15 protein-coding genes are annotated in these 19,274 nt (G+C 59.7%); 6 read left to right on the top strand and 9 right to left on the bottom strand.

Going from position 1 to position 19,274, the window contains the following annotated elements; genetic code table 11:
• The first annotated feature begins 433 nt into the window (after positions 1 to 433).
• On the top strand, positions 434 to 727 hold the full coding sequence (locus BLW70_RS06595; protein ID WP_074872621.1) for a DUF3077 domain-containing protein: 294 nt from the start codon (positions 434 to 436) through the stop codon (positions 725 to 727).
• A 56-nt stretch (positions 728 to 783) separates the two neighbouring features.
• Here BLW70_RS06595 and BLW70_RS06590 read toward each other — a convergent pair whose 3' ends face one another.
• The 3 genes from BLW70_RS06590 to BLW70_RS06580 all read right to left on the bottom strand — a co-directional run bounded on the left by BLW70_RS06590 (position 784) and on the right by BLW70_RS06580 (position 5,008).
• On the bottom strand, positions 784 to 2,397 hold the full coding sequence (locus tag BLW70_RS06590) for a Fic family protein (RefSeq protein WP_074872619.1): 1,614 nt from the start codon (positions 2,395 to 2,397) through the stop codon (positions 784 to 786).
• Between the two features lie 384 nt (positions 2,398 to 2,781).
• On the bottom strand, positions 2,782 to 4,083 hold the full coding sequence (locus BLW70_RS06585; protein ID WP_074872618.1) for an OprD family porin: 1,302 nt from the start codon (positions 4,081 to 4,083) through the stop codon (positions 2,782 to 2,784).
• A 253-nt stretch (positions 4,084 to 4,336) separates the two neighbouring features.
• Positions 4,337 to 5,008 (bottom strand): DsbA family protein, encoded by a 672-nt coding sequence (locus BLW70_RS06580; protein ID WP_074872616.1) that lies wholly within the window; start codon positions 5,006 to 5,008, stop codon positions 4,337 to 4,339.
• A gap of 254 nt (positions 5,009 to 5,262) precedes the next feature.
• On the opposite strand from BLW70_RS06580, the gene BLW70_RS06575 reads away from it, so the two are divergent.
• On the top strand, positions 5,263 to 7,353 hold the full coding sequence (locus BLW70_RS06575) for a TonB-dependent receptor (RefSeq protein WP_074872614.1): 2,091 nt from the start codon (positions 5,263 to 5,265) through the stop codon (positions 7,351 to 7,353).
• Between the two features lie 147 nt (positions 7,354 to 7,500).
• On the opposite strand, the gene BLW70_RS06570 is transcribed toward BLW70_RS06575, so the two are convergent.
• The 4 genes from BLW70_RS06570 to BLW70_RS06555 form a co-directional block, all read right to left on the bottom strand.
• Positions 7,501 to 7,713, bottom strand: coding sequence for a hypothetical protein (locus tag BLW70_RS06570; protein ID WP_074872612.1), 213 nt, complete (start codon positions 7,711 to 7,713; stop codon positions 7,501 to 7,503).
• 244 nt (positions 7,714 to 7,957) lie between these two features.
• Positions 7,958 to 9,064, bottom strand: a complete 1,107-nt coding sequence (gene aguA / locus BLW70_RS06565) for an agmatine deiminase (protein WP_074872610.1) — start codon at positions 9,062 to 9,064, stop codon at positions 7,958 to 7,960.
• A 5-nt stretch (positions 9,065 to 9,069) separates the two neighbouring features.
• Positions 9,070 to 9,948: an N-carbamoylputrescine amidase gene (gene aguB / locus BLW70_RS06560; protein ID WP_074872608.1), complete on the bottom strand. Its 879-nt coding sequence runs from the start codon at positions 9,946 to 9,948 to the stop codon at positions 9,070 to 9,072.
• 360 nt (positions 9,949 to 10,308) lie between these two features.
• Positions 10,309 to 13,221 carry an aminotransferase gene (locus BLW70_RS06555; protein WP_074872606.1) on the bottom strand — a complete coding sequence of 971 codons (2,913 nt, stop codon included), beginning with the start codon at positions 13,219 to 13,221 and terminating at the stop codon, positions 10,309 to 10,311.
• A 193-nt stretch (positions 13,222 to 13,414) separates the two neighbouring features.
• Here BLW70_RS06555 and rfbC point away from each other — a divergent pair, with 193 nt between their 5' ends.
• The 4 genes from rfbC (at position 13,415) to BLW70_RS06535 (ending at position 17,757) form a co-directional block, all read left to right on the top strand.
• Positions 13,415 to 13,960 carry a dTDP-4-dehydrorhamnose 3,5-epimerase gene (gene rfbC, locus BLW70_RS06550; protein WP_074872604.1) on the top strand — a complete coding sequence of 182 codons (546 nt, stop codon included), beginning with the start codon at positions 13,415 to 13,417 and terminating at the stop codon, positions 13,958 to 13,960.
• A gap of 104 nt (positions 13,961 to 14,064) precedes the next feature.
• Positions 14,065 to 15,873, top strand: coding sequence for a sensor histidine kinase (locus tag BLW70_RS06545; protein ID WP_074880443.1), 1,809 nt, complete (start codon positions 14,065 to 14,067; stop codon positions 15,871 to 15,873).
• Entirely contained in the window at positions 15,870 to 17,261 is a 1,392-nt protein-coding gene (locus BLW70_RS06540; RefSeq protein WP_074872602.1) for a sigma-54-dependent transcriptional regulator, read from the top strand. Before BLW70_RS06545 ends, BLW70_RS06540 begins: the two co-directional genes overlap by 4 nt.
• 40 nt (positions 17,262 to 17,301) lie before the next feature.
• Complete coding sequence (locus BLW70_RS06535; protein ID WP_074872601.1) at positions 17,302 to 17,757, top strand: YiiD C-terminal domain-containing protein; 456 nt, start codon at positions 17,302 to 17,304, stop codon at positions 17,755 to 17,757.
• Positions 17,758 to 17,796: 39 nt separating this feature from the next.
• Here the strand turns inward: BLW70_RS06535 and cysQ are convergent, their stop codons facing one another.
• On the bottom strand, positions 17,797 to 18,624 hold the full coding sequence (gene cysQ, locus BLW70_RS06530) for a 3'(2'),5'-bisphosphate nucleotidase CysQ (protein ID WP_074872599.1): 828 nt from the start codon (positions 18,622 to 18,624) through the stop codon (positions 17,797 to 17,799).
• Entirely contained in the window at positions 18,621 to 19,187 is a 567-nt protein-coding gene (gene nudE, locus BLW70_RS06525) for an ADP compounds hydrolase NudE (protein ID WP_008149334.1), read from the bottom strand. The genes cysQ and nudE overlap by 4 nt, the downstream gene beginning before the upstream one ends.
• Between the last annotated feature and the right edge of the window lie 87 nt (positions 19,188 to 19,274).

The following is a 19,274-nucleotide window of genomic DNA, read 5'->3' as shown; positions in this document are numbered from 1 at the left end:
GGCTGCCCAATAATCATTGCCCAGCCATAAAAATCACTAAAACCTTCAACCCACGCCACCACCTAGCCACGATTGCGCATCCTCCGCCCGCAAGCTACCTTCAACCCGTCGCTGCCAATTCGGCGACCGGGCCTGATAACCCGAGTAAGATACAGGCGCACAAGCGCCCCAAATCACGATTGCTGGCGTTTTTTTTGTGCCAACATTTCCGTGTAATGGCGGCTGTGCGTGGGAGACCTTCGGGTCTGCCGGGTTCCTGTATCTCCGGTTTATCAGCCCGCGCATAGCTGCCACCCATTCGCCTGATAACGAACGTGGTAGCTCTAACTTTGATTCAGGAGTTTTTGCTAATGCCCGCTATCGATCCGTCCAAAATTTGCGTTACCGCTTCACTGGTTACCACCCACCACCGCCCAAAAACCGGAGGTGCCCAATGACCAATCCCCAAGACCTGAAAACCATCGGCCTCACGCCTTTCTCCTTCCACGGCAACCAACCGCTGTTCCGCATCAACGCCGGCGTCCCGGTCATCCAGGCCCTCTCCCACGCCTCAGATCTGCTCCACATCGCCAAACTTCTCGCATCTGACGCCGCCATGGTTCGTGACACCGACCGGCATGCCTGGGCGTCGCATTTTTTGCAGGAGATGAGTAAGGCGATCATCGATGACGTAGCGAAGGTGCTCGATGCACCGGGTAACAACCGAGCCAGTAACGTCGCGCCCTAAACAAATCGCACACAAGAAAAAGCCCCGAATCAATCGGGGCTTTTTGCGTAAGTCGGTCATCGACCCACTGGCTGATTCGGGTGATATCGATCACTCACGCTACTGTCTATCGGCTCCTCCCCCCGAACCGACTGAGCCACAGCTTCGATAATGGCGGCCCAAATATCCGGCCTTGCCAGCACAGGCATTTCCTTTGCCAATACGTTGCTCAGCTTCCCTTCGTTCTGCTCTATGGATCGCAAGAGCCGATCAGCCTGTTGATCAGGCATCTCAACGACCTCCTTGATTGCCTGCCTGGCCCTTATGTGACTGCGCAAATACCGCGACTCTTCACGCATCTGTTCGGTGATGGTGCGGCGAATGACGTTAGACATGAAAACAACGTGTGGCCCCAGGTTCGGATAGCGCCACACCGGGCGGGCCTGATCCTGGCCTGTGAATTCAATATTCGAGACCACGCCGTCAGGATATTGCGTACGAGTGTTGGCGAATGCTACCTGGTCTCGTATGCCTTGCATGAGCGGTTTTGAAACCTGATCCAGCACGCTGTCATAAAGACGCCGCTCAGCAGAGTCGTCGGTGATAACAGCTGAAATCGGAAGAATCACCGGGTCTGGAATGGCCCCATCACGACGCAGAATGTCGTTGATCAGGAAGCGATGGACCCGGCCGTTGCCGTCGGCCAGCGGATGGATATACACAAAAGCGAACGCTGCTACAGCACTGCGCATGACTGGGGATTGCCCTTGAGTACGATTCAGAAAGATGCGAATGCCTTCCAGCATCCGCTCCAGATCGCTTTCCGGGGGAGCGACATAATGGACAATTTCCTGATAACGAACAGTTTCGCCAACAAACACCGGAGATTGCCGGATCCCCAGGCGTGTCAGTGTGGTCACTGCTCCGAGGATTTCTTCTTGCATCTCAGCTAGTGCGGCATCGGTGAGCGGCAGTTCGCCCTGACCTGTTCGTCGCGCCAACACATCTGCGAAACGCTGGATACGTGTTGAACGATCTGCCTCCCCTTCAATGGCGAAGCTGGCTTTACTTTCCCTGAGCGTCATCCATGCGGCGGCGCGCAGCAGAAGCGCTTCGCCAAACTCTGCGGTGAGTTGGCCAAAGAGGTGAGGCACATCAAGGTCCGCTGCTGACTTGACTGCTGCAGTCTTGACGACAATTGGGCAGAAGTAGTTCGAGCCCGGCAGGTTGTCATTCACTCGCCAACGCGGCACTTTCACCGCCTCTTCAGGTGAAGCCGCCACCATTAGATCGGCGTTGATGGCGTCGACATACTTACCGCCTATAGGTTCTGGCGCCTGCAACCGCTCGCCAGTGAGCCACTCAAACAAGAACGCCGACCTACGGGCATATTGGCCGGTGGGCTCGTCATTCAACCAGCCTTGTACCGGTGCAGGACCCACCTTGGTAAACAGTCTGGTCAAGAACTCAAGGTTCGGGACTTCATGCCGCAGGTGAAATTGCAGATGGGATGAAAGGTCCGGATCGGGGCGCATGTTTTCCGTATAGGTCTCAAGACGAAACCCGTCTTCGACCTGAGTTGACCGTCGACTACCGACCTGACTTAACACGGATAGCCGTGCCATCGGCCGCACGTCAAATGTCGTTGCCAGCCAGGCAGCACCGATGGGGTCTACGGGAAACTCGCTCACGTCACACTCCTTTTAAACCTCGACCAAATCAAACCACTACAAATGGAGAGTAACGATCAAAATCAGATCCCGCTGCATAAAAATGATTATTTTTCGGTGCTGATGCATAAAAACGAACATTCAGAGCACATAAAAATTGAGCTCCGCTATTGAATTGGGCACCGTCGAACTGACCCCAACCGCATAAAAACGATTTTACTTGCTCAAAAACGATCATAAATCTGGCTTTTTGCACAAAACCGTTTCGAATCCGGACATTCCCACTGAGCCCCTCACGCAATGAAACCCGCAACGCCGCCCCCTTTCATCCAAAAAAAAGCCCCGAACCAGTCGGGGCTTCTTCTTTCTCAGCCTTGCATCAGGCCTCGATAACGCAACCGATCATCAGAAAATGTTGATCGGGTAATCCACGAACACACGCACTTCATTACCGCTGGAGTTGTACTCACTCGATTTCTGCGACACACGCAGGATCGAGCTGCGCAGTTTCACGCTCAGGTCTTTGGCCGGGCCGCTTTGCACGACGTACTTGAACTGGTTGAAGATTTCGCGCTCGGTGCCGCCTTCGCTGGTGGAAGTGGTGATGTTGTCGCCGCGCACGTAGGCGAAGTTGTAGCTCAGGCCTGGAATGCCGAAGGTGCTGAAGTCCAGGCCGTAGCCCAGCTGCCAGCTGCGTTCGTCTTCGGCGTTGAAGTCGGACCAGTAGGAGTTCGCCAGGTAGATGGTGTTGCCGCCATCGCCGACGCGACCTTGGTCCTTCTGGTAGCCACCGTAGGCATAGCCCAGGTTGCTGTCGCCGGTGCTGCGCTGGTGGGCGAGCGTGAACGAGTGCGCGCCGGTGGCGAAGGTGGCGGCCAGGCTCCAGATCTTGTTGTCGTCGCCGGTGACGATGCTTTGGCCGGGCACGGTGTTTTCGCGGACGTAGGAACTGTCCAGCTTGGTGCGGTAGCCGTTGAAGTCCAGGGTCAGGGACTGATCCTTGTCGATCGGGAACACGTAGTTGGCGTTCACGTATTGCTTCTTCAGCACGTCTTCGACGTCGGAGGCGTACAGCGCAGCCTTGAACTGTTCGGTGAACTGGTAACTGCCGCCCAATACGTTGATCGACTTCAAGCCGCCGCTGTCATGGCCTTCAGCGCTTTTGCGCGATTCGGCGGTGAAGCGGCCGGCGTTCAGTTCCAGGCCGTCGATCTCCTTGGAGGTGATCAGCGTGCCGGTGTAGCTTTCCGGCAGCAGGCGACCGTTGTCGTAGCTCAACACCGGCAGCACTGGCATCTGGTCGCCGTAAGTCAGAACGGTGCTGGATACGCGGAATTTTACTGCGCCGCCGGCTTTGGCCAGGTCGCCGGCCGGGTTACCGCTGTCGCCTTCCTTGAAGAAGTCGATGCCTTGGCCGCCGCTGTGGCTACCACGGTCCAGACGCAAGCCGTACAGACCGAAGGCATCAACGCCCACGCCGACGGTACCTTGGGTGAAGCCCGAGGTGTAGGTGCCGATGGCAGCCTGACCCCATTCACGCTGGTCGGCGTTGCCGTCTTTTTTGTCGCGATTGATGTAGGCATTGCGCAGCAGCACTTTGAGGCTGCTGTCTTCAACAAAACCCTTGGACTCGGCCTGGTCGTTAGCCATGACCTGTGTAGCACTCAACATCCCCAGAGCGATCAGGCTGATTCGCTTGTTCAACATTTTGTTCTTTTCCTTATGATCGGTTGATACGCACTGTGTCGAACGGCTGAAACGGCGCTATCGCACTCTTTTTTCACCCCAAACAAAAAGGCCCGCGCACGAAGAAATCGTGGCGGGCCTTTTTGTTATTTTTATGAGTCGTGGCGGTTGGCCACAGGCGTGGGGCGAATCCTAGCCGCGCCCTTAATGGTGTGTCAATTTCATGAATCGTCTGTGAATAGGCGAAAAACGTCTAAGAAATCACTTGTAAACGTCAATCGGCGCAGCCGTTCAGGCCACAGGCTTGAAGCTCCGATGATGACGTTTGTGCGGGAAGCGACTGACTCAGCCATGCCGCGAAGGCTTGCGGCTTGCCGAGCCACGGGCCGATATCGATCAGGGTAAATTGGCCGTTGCGTTCCAGGGCGAAGGTAGGGAAACCCTGGCCGCCGACTTCGGCCAGCAACGCTCGACTGTCCTTGATGTGGCGATCGGTTTCAGCTTCCTTGAAAGCAGCCTGGAACGCTTGAGGTTCCAGACCGAGGTCTTTCGCGAGTTCTAACAACACCGCTTCATCGGCAATGCGCCGACCTTCCTCGTAGTGAGCACTCTGCAATCGCCCCAGCAACTCCAGCCCTCGGCCGGCAATCTGCTCGGCCGCCAGCACTGCGGCAATCGGCGGTGCGGAATCGAACACCGCCGTCTCATCACGCAGCAATCCCTCGAAATACGCCTCGCCGAACGGCTGGCCGGTGTACTCGGCGATACGCCGGTCATGGGGCATCACGTAGTTGCGCAGTTGTGGCGAGACGGTCTGGCGATTGGCGCCGGTCATCATGCCGCCGCCGTGGGCGATCACTGGCAATACAGCCTGGGCGGCGTGCACCAGCGGTTTTGCGCCATAGCACCAGCCGCATAACGGGTCGTAAATGTAGTGAAGGATCATGGGAAGGCTCCGGCAAAAGCGTAGGAAAACGAGATGCCGGCAGATTAGTCCTCCACCCGTTTCTGAAAAACGCTGGAATGGCTTTCAGTCTGTTTCATGAATCGGTCGAATGGCCTCACGGCCCCACTGTAGCCATCTCGACACAATTAGAAATAATCAAACAGCGGAACCTTTCAAGAATAATTAACGGAAGCAAATAACAAGCATTACCATTCGCGCCCTCGAATTTCTCTACCCTTTCGGATGCGCTTCAGATGCCTGCCCCCTTTCGCCTCACACCCGTCACCCTTGGGCTTTCTGCATTTCTCTCGGCCGGTTTTGCCTGCGCCGCCCCCACTGTTTTACCCGAGACGTCGATCAGCGCCGAAGCCGAAGCCGATGACCCACGCGTGAAAGAAACCAGCACCGCGACCCGCACCGCCACGCCGGTGCGCTACGTTCCACAAGCCATCGACTCGATTAAAACCGCGAACGTCGTGGATTACGGCACCAACGACCTGGGCACCGCGTTGAGCGGCATCCCCAACGTCAGCAGCGGCGCCGACACTCGCTTCGACAGCCTGCGCATCCGCGGTTTCGACGCCAGCAACGACTTCTACCTCGACGGCATCCGCGACGACAGCCAATACGTGCGCGATTTGCACAACATCGAACGCATCGAAGTGCTCAAAGGCCCGGCCGCTGTTTTGTATGGTCGTGGCAGTCAGGGCGGGATCGTCAATCGGGTCAGCAAACTGCCCGAGTTCGGTCGCCGTTCGACCCTCGAGGCCCAGGGCGGCAGCGACGATTTGCGCAGCCTCTACGCCGACCTCAGCACCGACCCGAGCGAGAACATCAGCCTGCGCCTGAACATGGGCAACATGGATCAAAACAGCTTCCGCGATGGCGTGAGCGGCAATCGCCAACTGTTCGCTCCGTCGATGAGCTGGCAACTGACGCCGGACCTGAACTGGCTGGTGCAGTACGAATACAGCCGCTACAACCGTACGCCGGATCGCGGAATCCCCGGGGTAAACGGACGCCCGGCGGACGTAGGACGGGATACGACCTACGGCAGCGAGCACGATTTCATCGACGACAAGTCGCAATCCCTGCGCTCGAAGCTCAGTTATGAACTCAGCGACAACTGGCAGCTGCGCCATACCCTGGGCGTGTTCAAGCTCAACAGCGATTTCGACAACACCTACCTGACCGGTTACACCCCGGCGACCAACAAGGTCACGCGCCAGCACTGGCAACAGGACCTGAGCACCCGCAACGTCTACAACAACGTCGAGCTGGAAGGCGGTTTCGACACGTTCGGCCTTGAGCATCGCTTGCTGACCGGTATCGAAATCGGTAGCCAGCGGCGCGACCCTACGCTGTACAACGCGGCCACCGGGCGCGGGACTCAGCCAGTGCCGGCGCTGGACCTGTACAACCCCGACCGCAATTTGCGCCATACCGGGCGGATGCAAGTGTCCAGCAGCTCTCACACCGAAGTCGAAAGCCGTGCGGTGTACGTGCAGGATCAACTGCGCCTGAACGATCAATGGCAACTGCTGGCGGGTTTGCGTTACGACACTTTCGATATCGAGTCGACCAACAAGCTGCGGGACATTTCCGAAGATCGCGACAGCCATAGCACCAGCCCACGTGTAGGACTGGTATGGACGCCGCTGCAGAATCATTCCTTCTACGCCTCCTGGACCAAGACCTTTTCCCCGGTCGGCGGCGGTTTGATCGGTATCACCCCAGGCGCCGCCGGCAACAGCAACGACCTGAGCCCCGAGCTGACCAAGCAAAAGGAAATCGGCGTGAAAAGCGATTGGCTCGATGATCGCCTGAGCACCACGTTGGCGATCTACGAACTGGAACTTTACAACCGTCGTACCAGCGATCCCGATAATCCGACCGTCACCTTGATGACCGGCCTGCAACGTTCCCGCGGGATCGAGCTGACGGGTACCGGCAAAATTGCCGGCAATTGGTACGTGCGCGGTGGCGTGGGTGTGCAGGACGCGACGGTCGAGAAGGACAACAACGGCTTTGAAGGCAAACGCATCAGCAACGTGGCCAAGCACAACGGCAGCCTGTTCCTGACGTGGAAACCGGAAATGGGCTGGTACGCCGAAACCGGTCTGACCCTGGTGGGCCAACGTTACGCCGACAACCTCAACACCACCGTGCTGCCGGGTTATGGCCGCTGGGATGCCTTGGCCGGGTTCCGGCAGAAGGATTGGGACCTGCGCGCGGCGCTGAACAACATCAGCGACAAGACCTATTACTCGTCGGCCACCAGTGCGGCGCAGATTCAACCGGGCGAACCGCGCAGTGTGGTCGTGACCGGGACCTACAGCTTCTAAAAAACACCCCCGACTTGATCGTTCCCACGCTCCGCGTGGGAACGATCAAATCAGCACGATCATCTCCAGTGATCACGAAAAAACCTTCGCCCATAAAAAAAGCGCCGCCATCCCGGCAGCGCTTTTACCAATCCGTTGTTTTTCTTCTTATCCTTCCATCACATCCCACAACGCTTCCAGTTCCGCTTCGCTGAATAAACCAGCGGGGTAGCGTTCGATCATCGTCCGGCGCGGATCAGGTTCTCTGATCTGACGCGTTCCATTGGACTTCAACCAGTGCGCCAGGATCTGGAGCGATTCGCTGTTTACTGCCAGGGGATGCAACGCCCGCTCGCTCACTACATTCATTTCGGCGTTCATTTCCGCGCTCTCTCCTGGATTGTGAGCGGCTAACTTATCCAAGGTTTATGACAGAACATCGCAGTTCTCCCCCTCCCTGTTTACCCCCTGAGCGATACAAGAGCTGTGCCAAAGTTTCATAACTGTCGACGAGCGGATACAAAAAAGCCCGCAGTCCTGTAGGGCTGCGGGCTTTGTGCCAAACCGTGAGCGAAAACGTTTGCCTGGATTATTTTGCAATCAACTCAAGCTGTTACAACCGCACTCACTCTTTGTGGGAGGCTGGCTGTTGTTGGGTAAGGCAGTGGATGTTACCGCCTCCCAGTAACAGTTCGCGGCCGGGCACCATCACCACTTCGTGCTGCGGGAACAGATTCTGCAAAATCTCTTTTGCCGGGCCATCCAACGGATCATCAAAGCTTGGCGCGATAATGCCGCCGTTCACGATCAGAAAGTTCACGTAGGAACCGGCCAGACGCACGGTCGGATTACGTTCCTGAGTCCCGTCAACCGGATCCACACCGGCGCACTCTTCTTCGGTCGCATACAGCGGCCCCGGAATCGGCATTTTGTGCACCGTGAATGGGCGACCCTTGGCGTCGGTGCTGCTCTCCAGCACTTTCATTGCCGCCTGGCAGCGCGGGTAGTTCGGATCCTGCGGGTCATCGGTCCAGGCCAGCAACACTTCGCCCGGGCGCACGTAGCAGCAGAAGTTATCCACATGACCGTCGGTTTCGTCGTTGAACAAACCGTCCGGCAGCCAGATGATTTTATCCACAGCCAGATTCGCGCTGAGCACCGCTTCGATTTCTGCACGGTTCATGTGCGGGTTGCGATTGCGGTTAAGCAGGCATTCTTCGGTGGTGATCAGCGTGCCTTCGCCATCGACGTGGATCGAACCGCCTTCAAGCACAAAGCCCTCAGTGCGGTAGCGCTGGCTGCGCTCGATCTCGAGGATTTTGCCGCCGACCTGGGAATCGCGATTCCACGGCGAGTACAACCCACCGTCGAAACCGCCCCACGAATTGAAGTCCCAGTTCACACCACGGACTTCGCCACTGTTATTGATGACAAACGTCGGGCCCGTGTCGCGAACCCAGGCGTCGTCGCTGGACATTTCCACCACACGAATATTCGGCACGTCCAGGCGGGCACGGGCGTTTTCGTATTGACCGGCGGAAACCGCCACGGTCACCGGTTCGAAACGCGCAATGGCTTTGGCCACCGCGACGTGCGCGGCTTGCGCCGGTTTGCCACCCAGGCGCCAGTTGTCCGGGCGCTCGGGCCAGATCATCCAGGTCTGGGTTTGCGGCGCCCATTCGGCGGGCATGTAAAAGCCATCGGCGCGAGGCGTGCTGTGCAAAGTGGTCATGACAATCAGGACTCCAGGGAACCGTCGAGGGTTTTCAGTGTGCCATACAGGTTCGGGCGACGATCACGGAACGAGCCCCAAGCGCTGCGGATGTGTTCCAGTTCGTCCAGGTCGAAGCTCTGAACCAGTACGCCTTCTTCGGTTTCGTTGAGTTCTTGAACCTTCTCGCCGAACTGGTTGGCGATGAACGACGAGCCGTAGAACGTAATGTCGTAGCCGTCCTGCTCTTCGTTGCCGATGCGGTTGCTGGCGATCAGCGGCATCAGGTTGGCGCCGGCATGACCTTGTTGCACGCGCTGCCAGTGATCGCGGGACGAAATGCTCTTGTCGTGTGGCTCGCTGCCGATCGCGGTCGGGTAGAACAGGATTTCCGCGCCGAGCAACGCCATGCTGCGGGCGCATTCCGGGAACCACTGGTCCCAGCAGATGCCCACGCCGATTTTCGCGTAACGGGTGTTCCAGACTTTGAAGCCGGTATCACCCGGGTTGAAGTAGTACTTTTCGTGGTAGCCAGGGCCGTCCGGGATATGGCTTTTACGATAAATCCCGAGGTTGCTGCCGTCGGCATCGATGATCGCGATGCTGTTGAAACGCGCACGGCCCGCCCGTTCGTAGAAGCTGATCGGCAGAACCACTTGCAGTTCTTTGGCAACTTTCTGGAAGTGCTTGATGGCGACGTTCTCTTCAACGGTCGTGGCCAGCTGCAGGTAATCCGGGTTTGGCTTCTGGCAAAAGTACGGAGCCTCGAACAGTTCCTGGATCAGGATGATCTGCGCGCCTTGCGCCGCGGCCTCACGGACCAGCCGCTCAGCGGTCTCGATGTTGGCTTCAAGGTCCCAGGAACAGGCCATCTGGGTGGCAGCAACGGTAACGATACGGCTCATGAATCATCTCCGGGGCAATGCTTGAGGGTCGAGTGTGGCAATCGACCGATGACAGAAATGGGAAGCACCAGGCGTGGTGAGGCCACACCGGAGCAGCGGTGACTTTATAACCGATAAAAATCGGCTTTTAAAGCCACCAACAAACTTTTTGTCATATTTTCTTGAAGATAAGCCGATATCTATCGAATTAGCGCCGTACCAATGTGGGAGTGAGCCTGCTCGCGATTGCGGTCGAATATTCAACATGGATATCGACTGATCCTGCCCAATCGCGAGCAGGCTCACTCCCACAGGGATGTGTGTTTACAGACCCTCAGCGAGACCCTTACTGATCATTCCCAGCGTGGGAACGATCAGAGTCTAGAGCCCCTCGTCCAGGACTTTGGAGAGCATGTCCACGAAGAAGTCCACGCTCCGGCGCGAGGTCACCATCGGCGGTTTGATCTTGAGGACGTTCAGGTAATCGCCCGTCGGCTGCATGAAAATCCCCAGCTCGCGCAATCGGTCACACAGCGCCGTGGTTTCTTCGGTCGCCGGTTCCAGGGTTTCGCGATTGCGGATCAACTCGACGCCCAGATAGAAGCCGGAACCATGCACCGCGCCCACCAGCGGATGACTATCGATCAGCGCTTCAAGCCGTTCCTTGAAATACCCGCCCACGACCTGAGCGTTTTCCCAGAGCTTTTCTTGCTCCATCACATCCAGCACCGCCATGCCGATCTGGCAACTGACCGGGCTGCCGCCGGCCGACGAGAAGAAGTAACCCTCGGCCTCCAGCGCTTCGGCGATTTCCCGACGGGTGATCACTGCGCCCAGCGGCTGGCCGTTGCCCATGCCTTTGGCCATGGTGATGATGTCCGGCACCACGCCCTGCTCTTCGAAACCCCAGAAAAAGTTGCCCATGCGGCCATAACCGACCTGCACTTCGTCGGCGATACAAACGCCGCCCTGAGCACGAACCAGCGCATAAACCTGCTTCAAATACCCTGGCGGCAACGAGATACCGCCGGCATTGCCGTACACCGGTTCGCAGATGAAACCGGCCAGTTGGCGCTTCTGCTCGGCAATTTTCGCCAGGTTGTGTTCGACGCTGCGCACGTAGTCCGGGGCGCTATCCGGGCCACGGAACTCGCCACGATAGGTGTTCGGCGCGGTGACCGGATGCACCCAGTCCGGACGGCTGCTCAAAGCCTTCGGGTTGTCGGCGATCGAGGTCGAGACCGCGTCCGCGCCCACTGTCCAGCCGTGATAGGCCTCCAGCACGCTGAGCATGTCGCGACCACCGCTGTAGGCCCAGGCCAGGCGAATTGCCAGGTCATTGGCCTCGCTGCCGCTGTTGACCAGGAATACCCGGTCCATGGAATCCGGCGACAGTTTCAGCAAACGTTCGGAGAACTCGGCCACCGCCGCGTAGTTGAACCGCGAGTTGGTATTGAGCAGCGACCACTGACGACTGGCGACCGCGGCCATACGCGGATGACCGTGGCCAAGCACCGCGACGTTGTTGAGCATGTCGAGGTAGGAACGGCCTTGCATGTCGATCAGGTGATTGCGCCAGCCGCGTTCGATGCGCGGCGGGTCGACGTAATAGTGTTTCTGCGTGCGGGCGAAACTGGCGTCACGGCGCGCCAGCAAGGTCTGCGAATCGAGCTCCTCTTCGGCGTCACAGGCCAGCCCCAGCAGCATCGCCGGTGACGGGCACAACGCTTGCCAGGCCGCGGCGCGGGACGGCGTGCAAAACAACGGCGCCGTGAACGAAGCGCCGCGGCACAACTGCACGATCAACGGCCCGCTGACCGAACCCAGCACCTGGCCTTTGACCAGCGCAGCGCCCGTGTGCAGCGACGGCGTCACGCCCCATAGGCGCACGCTCAACTGCGGACCGTCCAGTTGCAGCACGCCCACCGCAGGCTGATGCACCACCCCGGCGAACGGCGATTCGACCGCCGTGCCGTGGGGCACGCGCAATTCGACGTGCAATGGACACGTGTCGGGTTCAGTGGCGCAGTCCGGGCGGGTGCGGGACAAGCGATATTGCCCGTAACGACTGGCCGCCAGACCATGAGCCACGGCAGCTTCAGTCAGCAGACGCTGATCGATCCCCTCCTGCTCCCAGTTGCCGGCCTCGAAATGCGGACTGAGCACGCCCAAATCGATCAACGCAAACTCACGCCCCACCAGGCTCGGCAGCAGCGGCGCGAAACCTTCGCTGCCGATGCTCGGCAGGTTCTGGCCGACGGCGGTGAGGATCGCCGCTTCCATCAACGCCAACGGCACCGAGGTGGCAACGCGGAAAATTTCCCATTCGTGGCTGAGGTTGTCGCGGCTGTATTCGTTGCCCGGATCGATGCTGACCTGCTGTTCGCCGCTGAGCACCAACACCGCCGCGCGGGCGACGATCAGCGGCCAGAGCGCCAGGAGCTCTTCATGGGTGAGCGGATTGACCGCGTGATAGGCCTGAACCGCCGGCAAAATGTAAAACGGATCACCATCAGCGTGGTGCAGCAGCGCCGCGCAGGTTACCGACAGATCAGTGATACGCCAGGTACGAACCAGGTCGCCGAAATCGATCACCCCCTGCAGTTGCCACTGGCGTTGCGAATCTCGCTGCCACACCACGTTGTCGTCGGTGATATCCATGTGAATGGCCTGCACCGGCAACTTATCCACAAGCGGCTGCAAATGACGCTCGGCCTGTTCGGCCACATCGGCGATCAACCCGCGTTGCTGGTCGTCGTTGATGACCGGCAGCAAATGCGCGATCAGCGCGCTGGCGTGGCGGGCGTCCCATTGAAGCGTGCGCTCAAGGCCCGGATGGTCGAAACCGGCCAGCGCCAGGTCCATTTCTCCGCAGAGCCGACCAAAACCGGCCACCACTGGACCGGGCAGATGATCCAGGTGCGTGAGCGACTGGCCTTCGATGTAATCGAGCAAACGCACATGCACCGCTTGGCCGCCGACCTCCAGGGTGAGAAGGTCTTCACCGTTTTTGGCAGGAATCACTCGTGGCACATGCACATCTGGGTGTTCCGCCAAATGCTTGAGCCCTGCGTGCTGGGCGTGCAGCTCCTGCGCCGAGTAATCGCCACGGCAGATTTTCAGGACAAAACGCCCCTGGTCGCTGTCGACCCGATAGTTAAGATCCTGCTGGCTGCCGAGGGCCTGTAACCTTCCACTCAGGCCGAAATGTTCCTTCAGCAGCTCAAGCGCTTGCTCCGCAGTCACTTGCGGGCTGGGCAAACTGGCGCGATGAATCAACGTGGCAAGTGGCATACAACGACCCCTGAAATTTTATTAGGCGCCTATATCGCCACTGCTTTGGGTGATACGCAACCCCCCTCGCCAGCCTGCCCCCTTCCTGAGGCTCGGATCAGTGGATGAATCAGCAAAGAAATCACCCCCCTCGCACCGGCCGCCACTTTGCGCAAGAATGTCGCCCATTAACGCCTATTGCTGGAGAAACCCCATGAATGTAGTCACCACCGACCTGCCTGGCGTTCTGATCATCGAACCCAAGGTATTTGGTGACGAACGCGGTTTCTTCTATGAAAGCTTCAATGCCAGGGCTTTCAAAGAGGCGACTGGCCTGGAGACGAATTTCGTTCAGGACAACCATTCCCGCTCGCAAAAAGGCGTATTGCGCGGTCTGCATTACCAACTGGAAAACACCCAGGGCAAACTGGTTCGCGTCACAACGGGCGAAGTCCTCGACGTGGCGGTGGACATTCGCCGCAGCTCGCCACATTTCGGCAAATGGGTGGCCGTGCGTCTGTCTGCCACGAACCATCGTCAAATGTGGGTCCCGGAAGGCTTCGCCCATGGTTTTGTGGTGCTGAGCGAGTTCGCCGAATTCCTCTACAAAACCACCGACTATTACACCCCATCCGCCGAGCGCTGCATTCGCTGGGACGATCCGGACCTGGCCATCGATTGGCAATTGGACGAAGCACCACAACTGTCTGGCAAAGATCAGGCCGCCGCGCTCTTCAAGGACGCTGACGTCTTTTCCTGAAACGCCGTCTGAATCTTCGCCGCACAGGCGTGCCCGACACGGCGCGCAGACTGCGCCCGCAAGCCTAGGCATAATGCGCCTGTACCCACAGGCGCTCGATGCTCATGACTCCGACCCTCCCCCGCAGACCCCGCTGGCGCAGCCTGGCCCTGCTCGCGCTGTGCCTGGCGCCATTGCTGTGGCCGCTGGAACATCTGGCCGAGCGTTACTACCGCAGCGAACTGGCGGGGCAGAACCGGCAGACCCTCGACCTTTACGTCGCCAACCTGCTGGGCACCCTGCACCGCTATGAAGTGTTGCCGCAGATCCTCGGCGATCTGCCGGCCCTGCGAGCGGTCCTCGGCGCGCCCGACGATGGCGTCACCCAAGGCAACGCCAATCGCTTGCTGAAAAACATCAGCGCCCAGACCGGCGCCGAAGTCATGTACCTGATGGACACCACGGGCAAGACCCTGGCCGCGTCCAACTGGGACAAACACGACAGTTTCGTCGGGCGTAATTTTTCCTTTCGGCCGTACTTCAGCGAAGCCATGGCCGGGCGGCTCGGGCGTTTTTTCGGTTTGGGCACAACCTCGGCCAAACGCGGCTATTTCTTCGCCGCCGCCGTGCGTAGTGGCGAAAAAATCATCGGCGTGCTGGTGGTCAAGGTCGACCTGGACCACACCGAAAGCCTCTGGGGCAAAACCCCGGAACAACTGCTGGTGACCGACCATAACGGCGTGGTCATTCTCACGTCGCGGCCCGAGTGGCGATTCCGCTCGACCCGCCCGTTGGGCGAAGAAGAACGCAAGGCGATTACGGCGATTCAACCTTATCCGACCCGTGATCCCAAACCATTGCGGCTCAACCCCAACGCCTGGCTGACGCAAACCCAGCCCATCGCTGAAACCGGTTGGAACGTCAGCATCCTGGCCCCACGCACCTTGATCGATCGCCCGGTACGCACGGTCGTCGCCATCGGTGGCGCGGCGTTGCTGGTGTTGATGTTGCTGCTGGGGCTGATGATGCAGCGCCGTCGTCATTACCTTGATCGAATCGCCTTCGAAGCCAAGGCCCGTCGCGAGCTGGAAGGCCGGGTAGCCGAGCGGACCAGCGACCTCGAAGGCCTCAACCGTCGACTGAAACAGGAAGTGCTGGAACGCGAACACGCCCAGCAAGAACTGGTTCGCGCTCAGGATGATCTGGTGCAGGCCGGCAAACTGTCGGCCCTTGGCACCATGTCGGCGAGCATCAGCCACGAATTGAATCAACCGCTGGCGGCGATCCGCAGCTACGCAGAAAACGCCGAGGTGCTGCTCGATCATCAGCGTACCGACGAAGCGCGGGGCAACCTCAAGCTGATCAGCGACCTGACCGGGCGCATGGCGTCGATCATCGCCCACTTGCGCGCCTTCGCTCGACGCGATCGCCACGCCCCGGAAAGCGTCGCCCTGCAACCGGCGCTGGACGATGCACTGGCGCTGCTGGCCAAGCGTCGACGCAGCATGGAAGTCGAGCTGATCCGCGACTTGCCGGCCGCCACCCTGTGGGTCGAGGCCGGGGAAACCCGTCTGCGTCAGGTGCTCGGCAATCTGCTGGCCAACGCCTTGGACGCCCTGACGGAAAAAGGCCCGCCGCGTAAGCTCTGGTTGAGTGCCCAATCCACTGCCGACGGCGTCAACCTGTACATTCGCGACAATGGCCCGGGGTTCTGCCTGGAGGCACTTGGCCGCGCCAGCGAGCCTTTCTACACCACCAAGACCCGCACCCAGGGGCTCGGGCTAGGGCTGGCGATTTGCGAAACCCTGATGCGCGCCTTCGGCGGTGAACTGTCGTTCGCCAACCACAAGGAAGGCGGCGCCCTGATTACCCTGAAGTTGCGTGCAGGCGCACCGGGTGTGAACCTGCAACCGTCCGAGGACCGAAGTGCATGACCATCGACAACCGCATCCAGGTCGTGCTGATCGACGACGATCCGCACCTGCGCCAGGCCCTGAGCCAGACCCTGGACCTCGCCGGCCTGAAAATCCTGCCGCTCGCTGAAGCCAAGGGCCTGGCCGCGCAACTGGAACGCGACTGGCCCGGCGTGGTGGTCAGTGACATCCGCATGCCGGGCATGGACGGTCTTGAACTGCTGACTGAACTGCATGCCCAGGACCCGGAACTGCCGGTGCTGCTGATTACCGGCCACGGCGATGTGCCGCTGGCGGTGCAGGCCATGCGCGCCGGGGCTTATGACTTTCTGGAAAAACCCTTTGCCAGCGACGCCCTGCTCGACAGTGTGCGCCGCGCCCTGGACCTGCGCCGTCTGGTGCTGGACAACCGCAGCCTGCGTCTGGCCCTGAGCGATCGCAATGCGCTGAGCGCCCGACTGGTCGGGCAATCGGCGCCGATGCTGCGCCTGCGCGAGCAGATCGGTGCATTGGCGGCGACCAAGGCCGATGTGCTGATCCTTGGCGAAACCGGCGCCGGCAAAGAAGTTGTCGCCCGTGCATTGCACGATCTGTCGAGCCGTCGCAACGGTCCGTTCGTGGCGATCAATGCCGGCGCCCTGGCCGAGTCGGTGGTAGAAAGCGAGCTGTTCGGTCATGAGCCAGGCGCCTTTACCGGCGCGCAAAAGCGCCGCATCGGCAAGTTCGAATTCGCCAATGGCGGCACGTTGTTCCTCGATGAAATCGAAAGCATGAGCCTGGATGTGCAGGTGAAATTGCTGCGTTTGCTGCAAGAGCGGGTCGTCGAGCGCTTGGGCGGTAATCAGCTGATCCCGCTGGACATCCGCATCATCGCGGCGACCAAGGAAGACCTGCGTCAATCCGCCGATCAGGGCCGCTTCCGTGCCGACTTGTATTACCGCCTGAACGTTGCGCCGCTGCGTATTCCGCCGCTGCGCGAGCGCGGCGAAGATGCGCTGATGCTGTTTCAGTATTTCGCCGATGAAGCGAGCGCTCGCCACGGTCTGCCGCCCCACGAATTGCAACCGGGACAACGCGCCCTGCTGCTGCGCCACACCTGGCCGGGCAACGTGCGGGAACTGCAGAACGCGGCCGAACGCTTTGCCCTGGGCCTGGAACTGGCCCTGGACAATAGCGCCGCCGATGGCGCTGCCGGCATGACGGTCGAGCTGGTCAGCGGCGGTCTCAGCGAACAAGTGGAAAACTTCGAGAAGAGCTTGATCGCCGCCGAACTGGCGCGCTCTCACAGCTCGGTGCGCAGCCTCGCCGAAGCCCTTGGCATCCCACGCAAGACCTTGCACGACAAACTGCGCAAACACGGGCTGAACTTCGCCGACGGTGGCAGCAGCCACACCGACGAAGCCGATTGAGCTACCGTCAAATCATCATCTTCGAACAAGAGATCCGTGCATGAGCCGCGACAGCCGTCATCTGGAATCAGTCCTCCATCGCGACATCCCCCTGACGCGGGATATGGGCCTCAAAGTGCTCGATTGGCACGACCAGCAACTGCGCCTGCACTTGCCGCTGGAGGCCAACGTCAATCACAAAAGCACCATGTTCGGCGGCAGCCTGTATTGTGGCGCCGTGCTGGCCGGTTGGGGCTGGCTGCATTTGCGCTTGCATGAAGAAGGGGTTGAAGGCGGGCACATCGTGATTCAGGAAGGACAGATCAGCTATCCGCTGCCGGTGACCATGGACGCGACAGCGATTTGCCATGCGCCGAGTGCGGCGGTGTGGAAGAAGTTTTTGGCGATGTATCGGCGGTATGGACGGGCGCGGTTGACGCTGCAATCGCGGATCGTCAATGCCGACAGTGATGACGATGCGGTGAAGTTTACGGGGCAGTACGTGCTGCACCGGTGATCGTCGGTGATCGTTCCCACGCTCTGCGTGGGAACGATCTTAACGGCGGGCGAGTTCCAGCAGTTTTTCGCGCCACGCAGCCTTGGCCGGCAGCGCCAGGAAAAACTCATTCAACAACGATTCCCGCGCCGGATAACTGAACGGCGCACCGCTCAAATCCAGCACCTCACCGCCCGCGCCTTCCAGCACGCCTTGCGCCGCCGCCGTGTCCCACTGCGAAGTCGGCGCCAACCGCGGATAACAATCCGCCGCCCCCTCCGCCAACAAACAGAACTTCAATGAACTGCCGATATTAGCCAATTGCAGTTCACCCAGACTGTCGCTCAACCCGGCCAGCAGGCGCTCTTGTTCAGGGCTGGAATGCCGACGACTGGCGACCACCGTAAAGGCTTCACCTTCAGCAGGAACCTCGCGAACCTGAATCGGCGAAGGCGCCGCGTCTTTGTCGCCACGCCACGCGCCCAGACCCGCACCACCGACGTAGAAGCGCCCGTTGGTCGGCATCGACACCACGCCAAACACCACTCGCCCCTGCTCGATCAGCGCGATGTTGACGGTAAATTCTTCGCTGCCGGAGATGAACTCCTTGGTCCCGTCCAGCGGGTCCACCAGCCACCAACGCTGCCACCCGGCGCGCACGCTCTGGGGAATGTTGGCGTCTTCTTCGGACAGCACCGGGATGCTCGGGTCCAGCGCCGTCAGCCCGGCCAGGATCACATGATGAGCGGCCATGTCGGCGGCCGTGACCGGGGAATCGTCAGCCTTGGCGGTTACAGCCGTACCGATGCGCCAGAACGGCAGTATCGCTTCACCGGCCTTCAGCGCCAGTTCAACAACAGGCGCCATCAACGGATGAGGGAAAATCATGGCTGGAATGCTCCACGCTGAGTCAGTAGATCACGGGCCAGATACAGCGCTGCCAATGCACGGCCCTCAGTGAATCGCGGGTTCTGGGCCAGGGCCGACAACTCACGCAGGTTGATTTTGTCCACGCCCATCGGCTCAGGCTCATCGCCTTCCAGGCTTTCTTCGTACAGATCAGTGGCCAACACCACTTGGATCTTCTGGCTCATGTAACCGGGCGACAGCGACAATTCAGTCAAATGCTCCAATTGCCGCGCGCCGTACCCGGCCTCTTCCTTGAGCTCCCGCTCGGCCGCCGCCAGCACGTCCTCGCCCGGCTCGATCAAGCCTTTGGGCAAGGACAGCTCGTATTCATCGGTGCCGCCGCAATACTCTTCAACCAGCACGGCGTGGTCCGCATCCAGCATCGCCACGATCATCACCGCGCCATAACCGGCGCCCTTGCCGACCAGTCGCTCATACGTGCGCTCTACGCCATTGGAAAAGCGCAACTTCAGCTCTTCGACGCAAAACAAACGGCTGGTGGCGACGATCTCGCGGGCGAGGATGGTGGGTTTCTGGCGCATGAGCGGCTCCTTGGCGATAGCGCGTTACTATACCCGGCCTATCCTGATTGTTTACGTCGGATATCTTTTTTACCGCTGGAGAAGTTT

Origin of the sequence: Pseudomonas frederiksbergensis (assembly GCF_900105495.1) — a bacterium.
Lineage (GTDB): Bacteria > Pseudomonadota > Gammaproteobacteria > Pseudomonadales > Pseudomonadaceae > Aquipseudomonas > Aquipseudomonas frederiksbergensis.
This window is presented reverse-complemented; position numbering and strand designations above follow the sequence as displayed.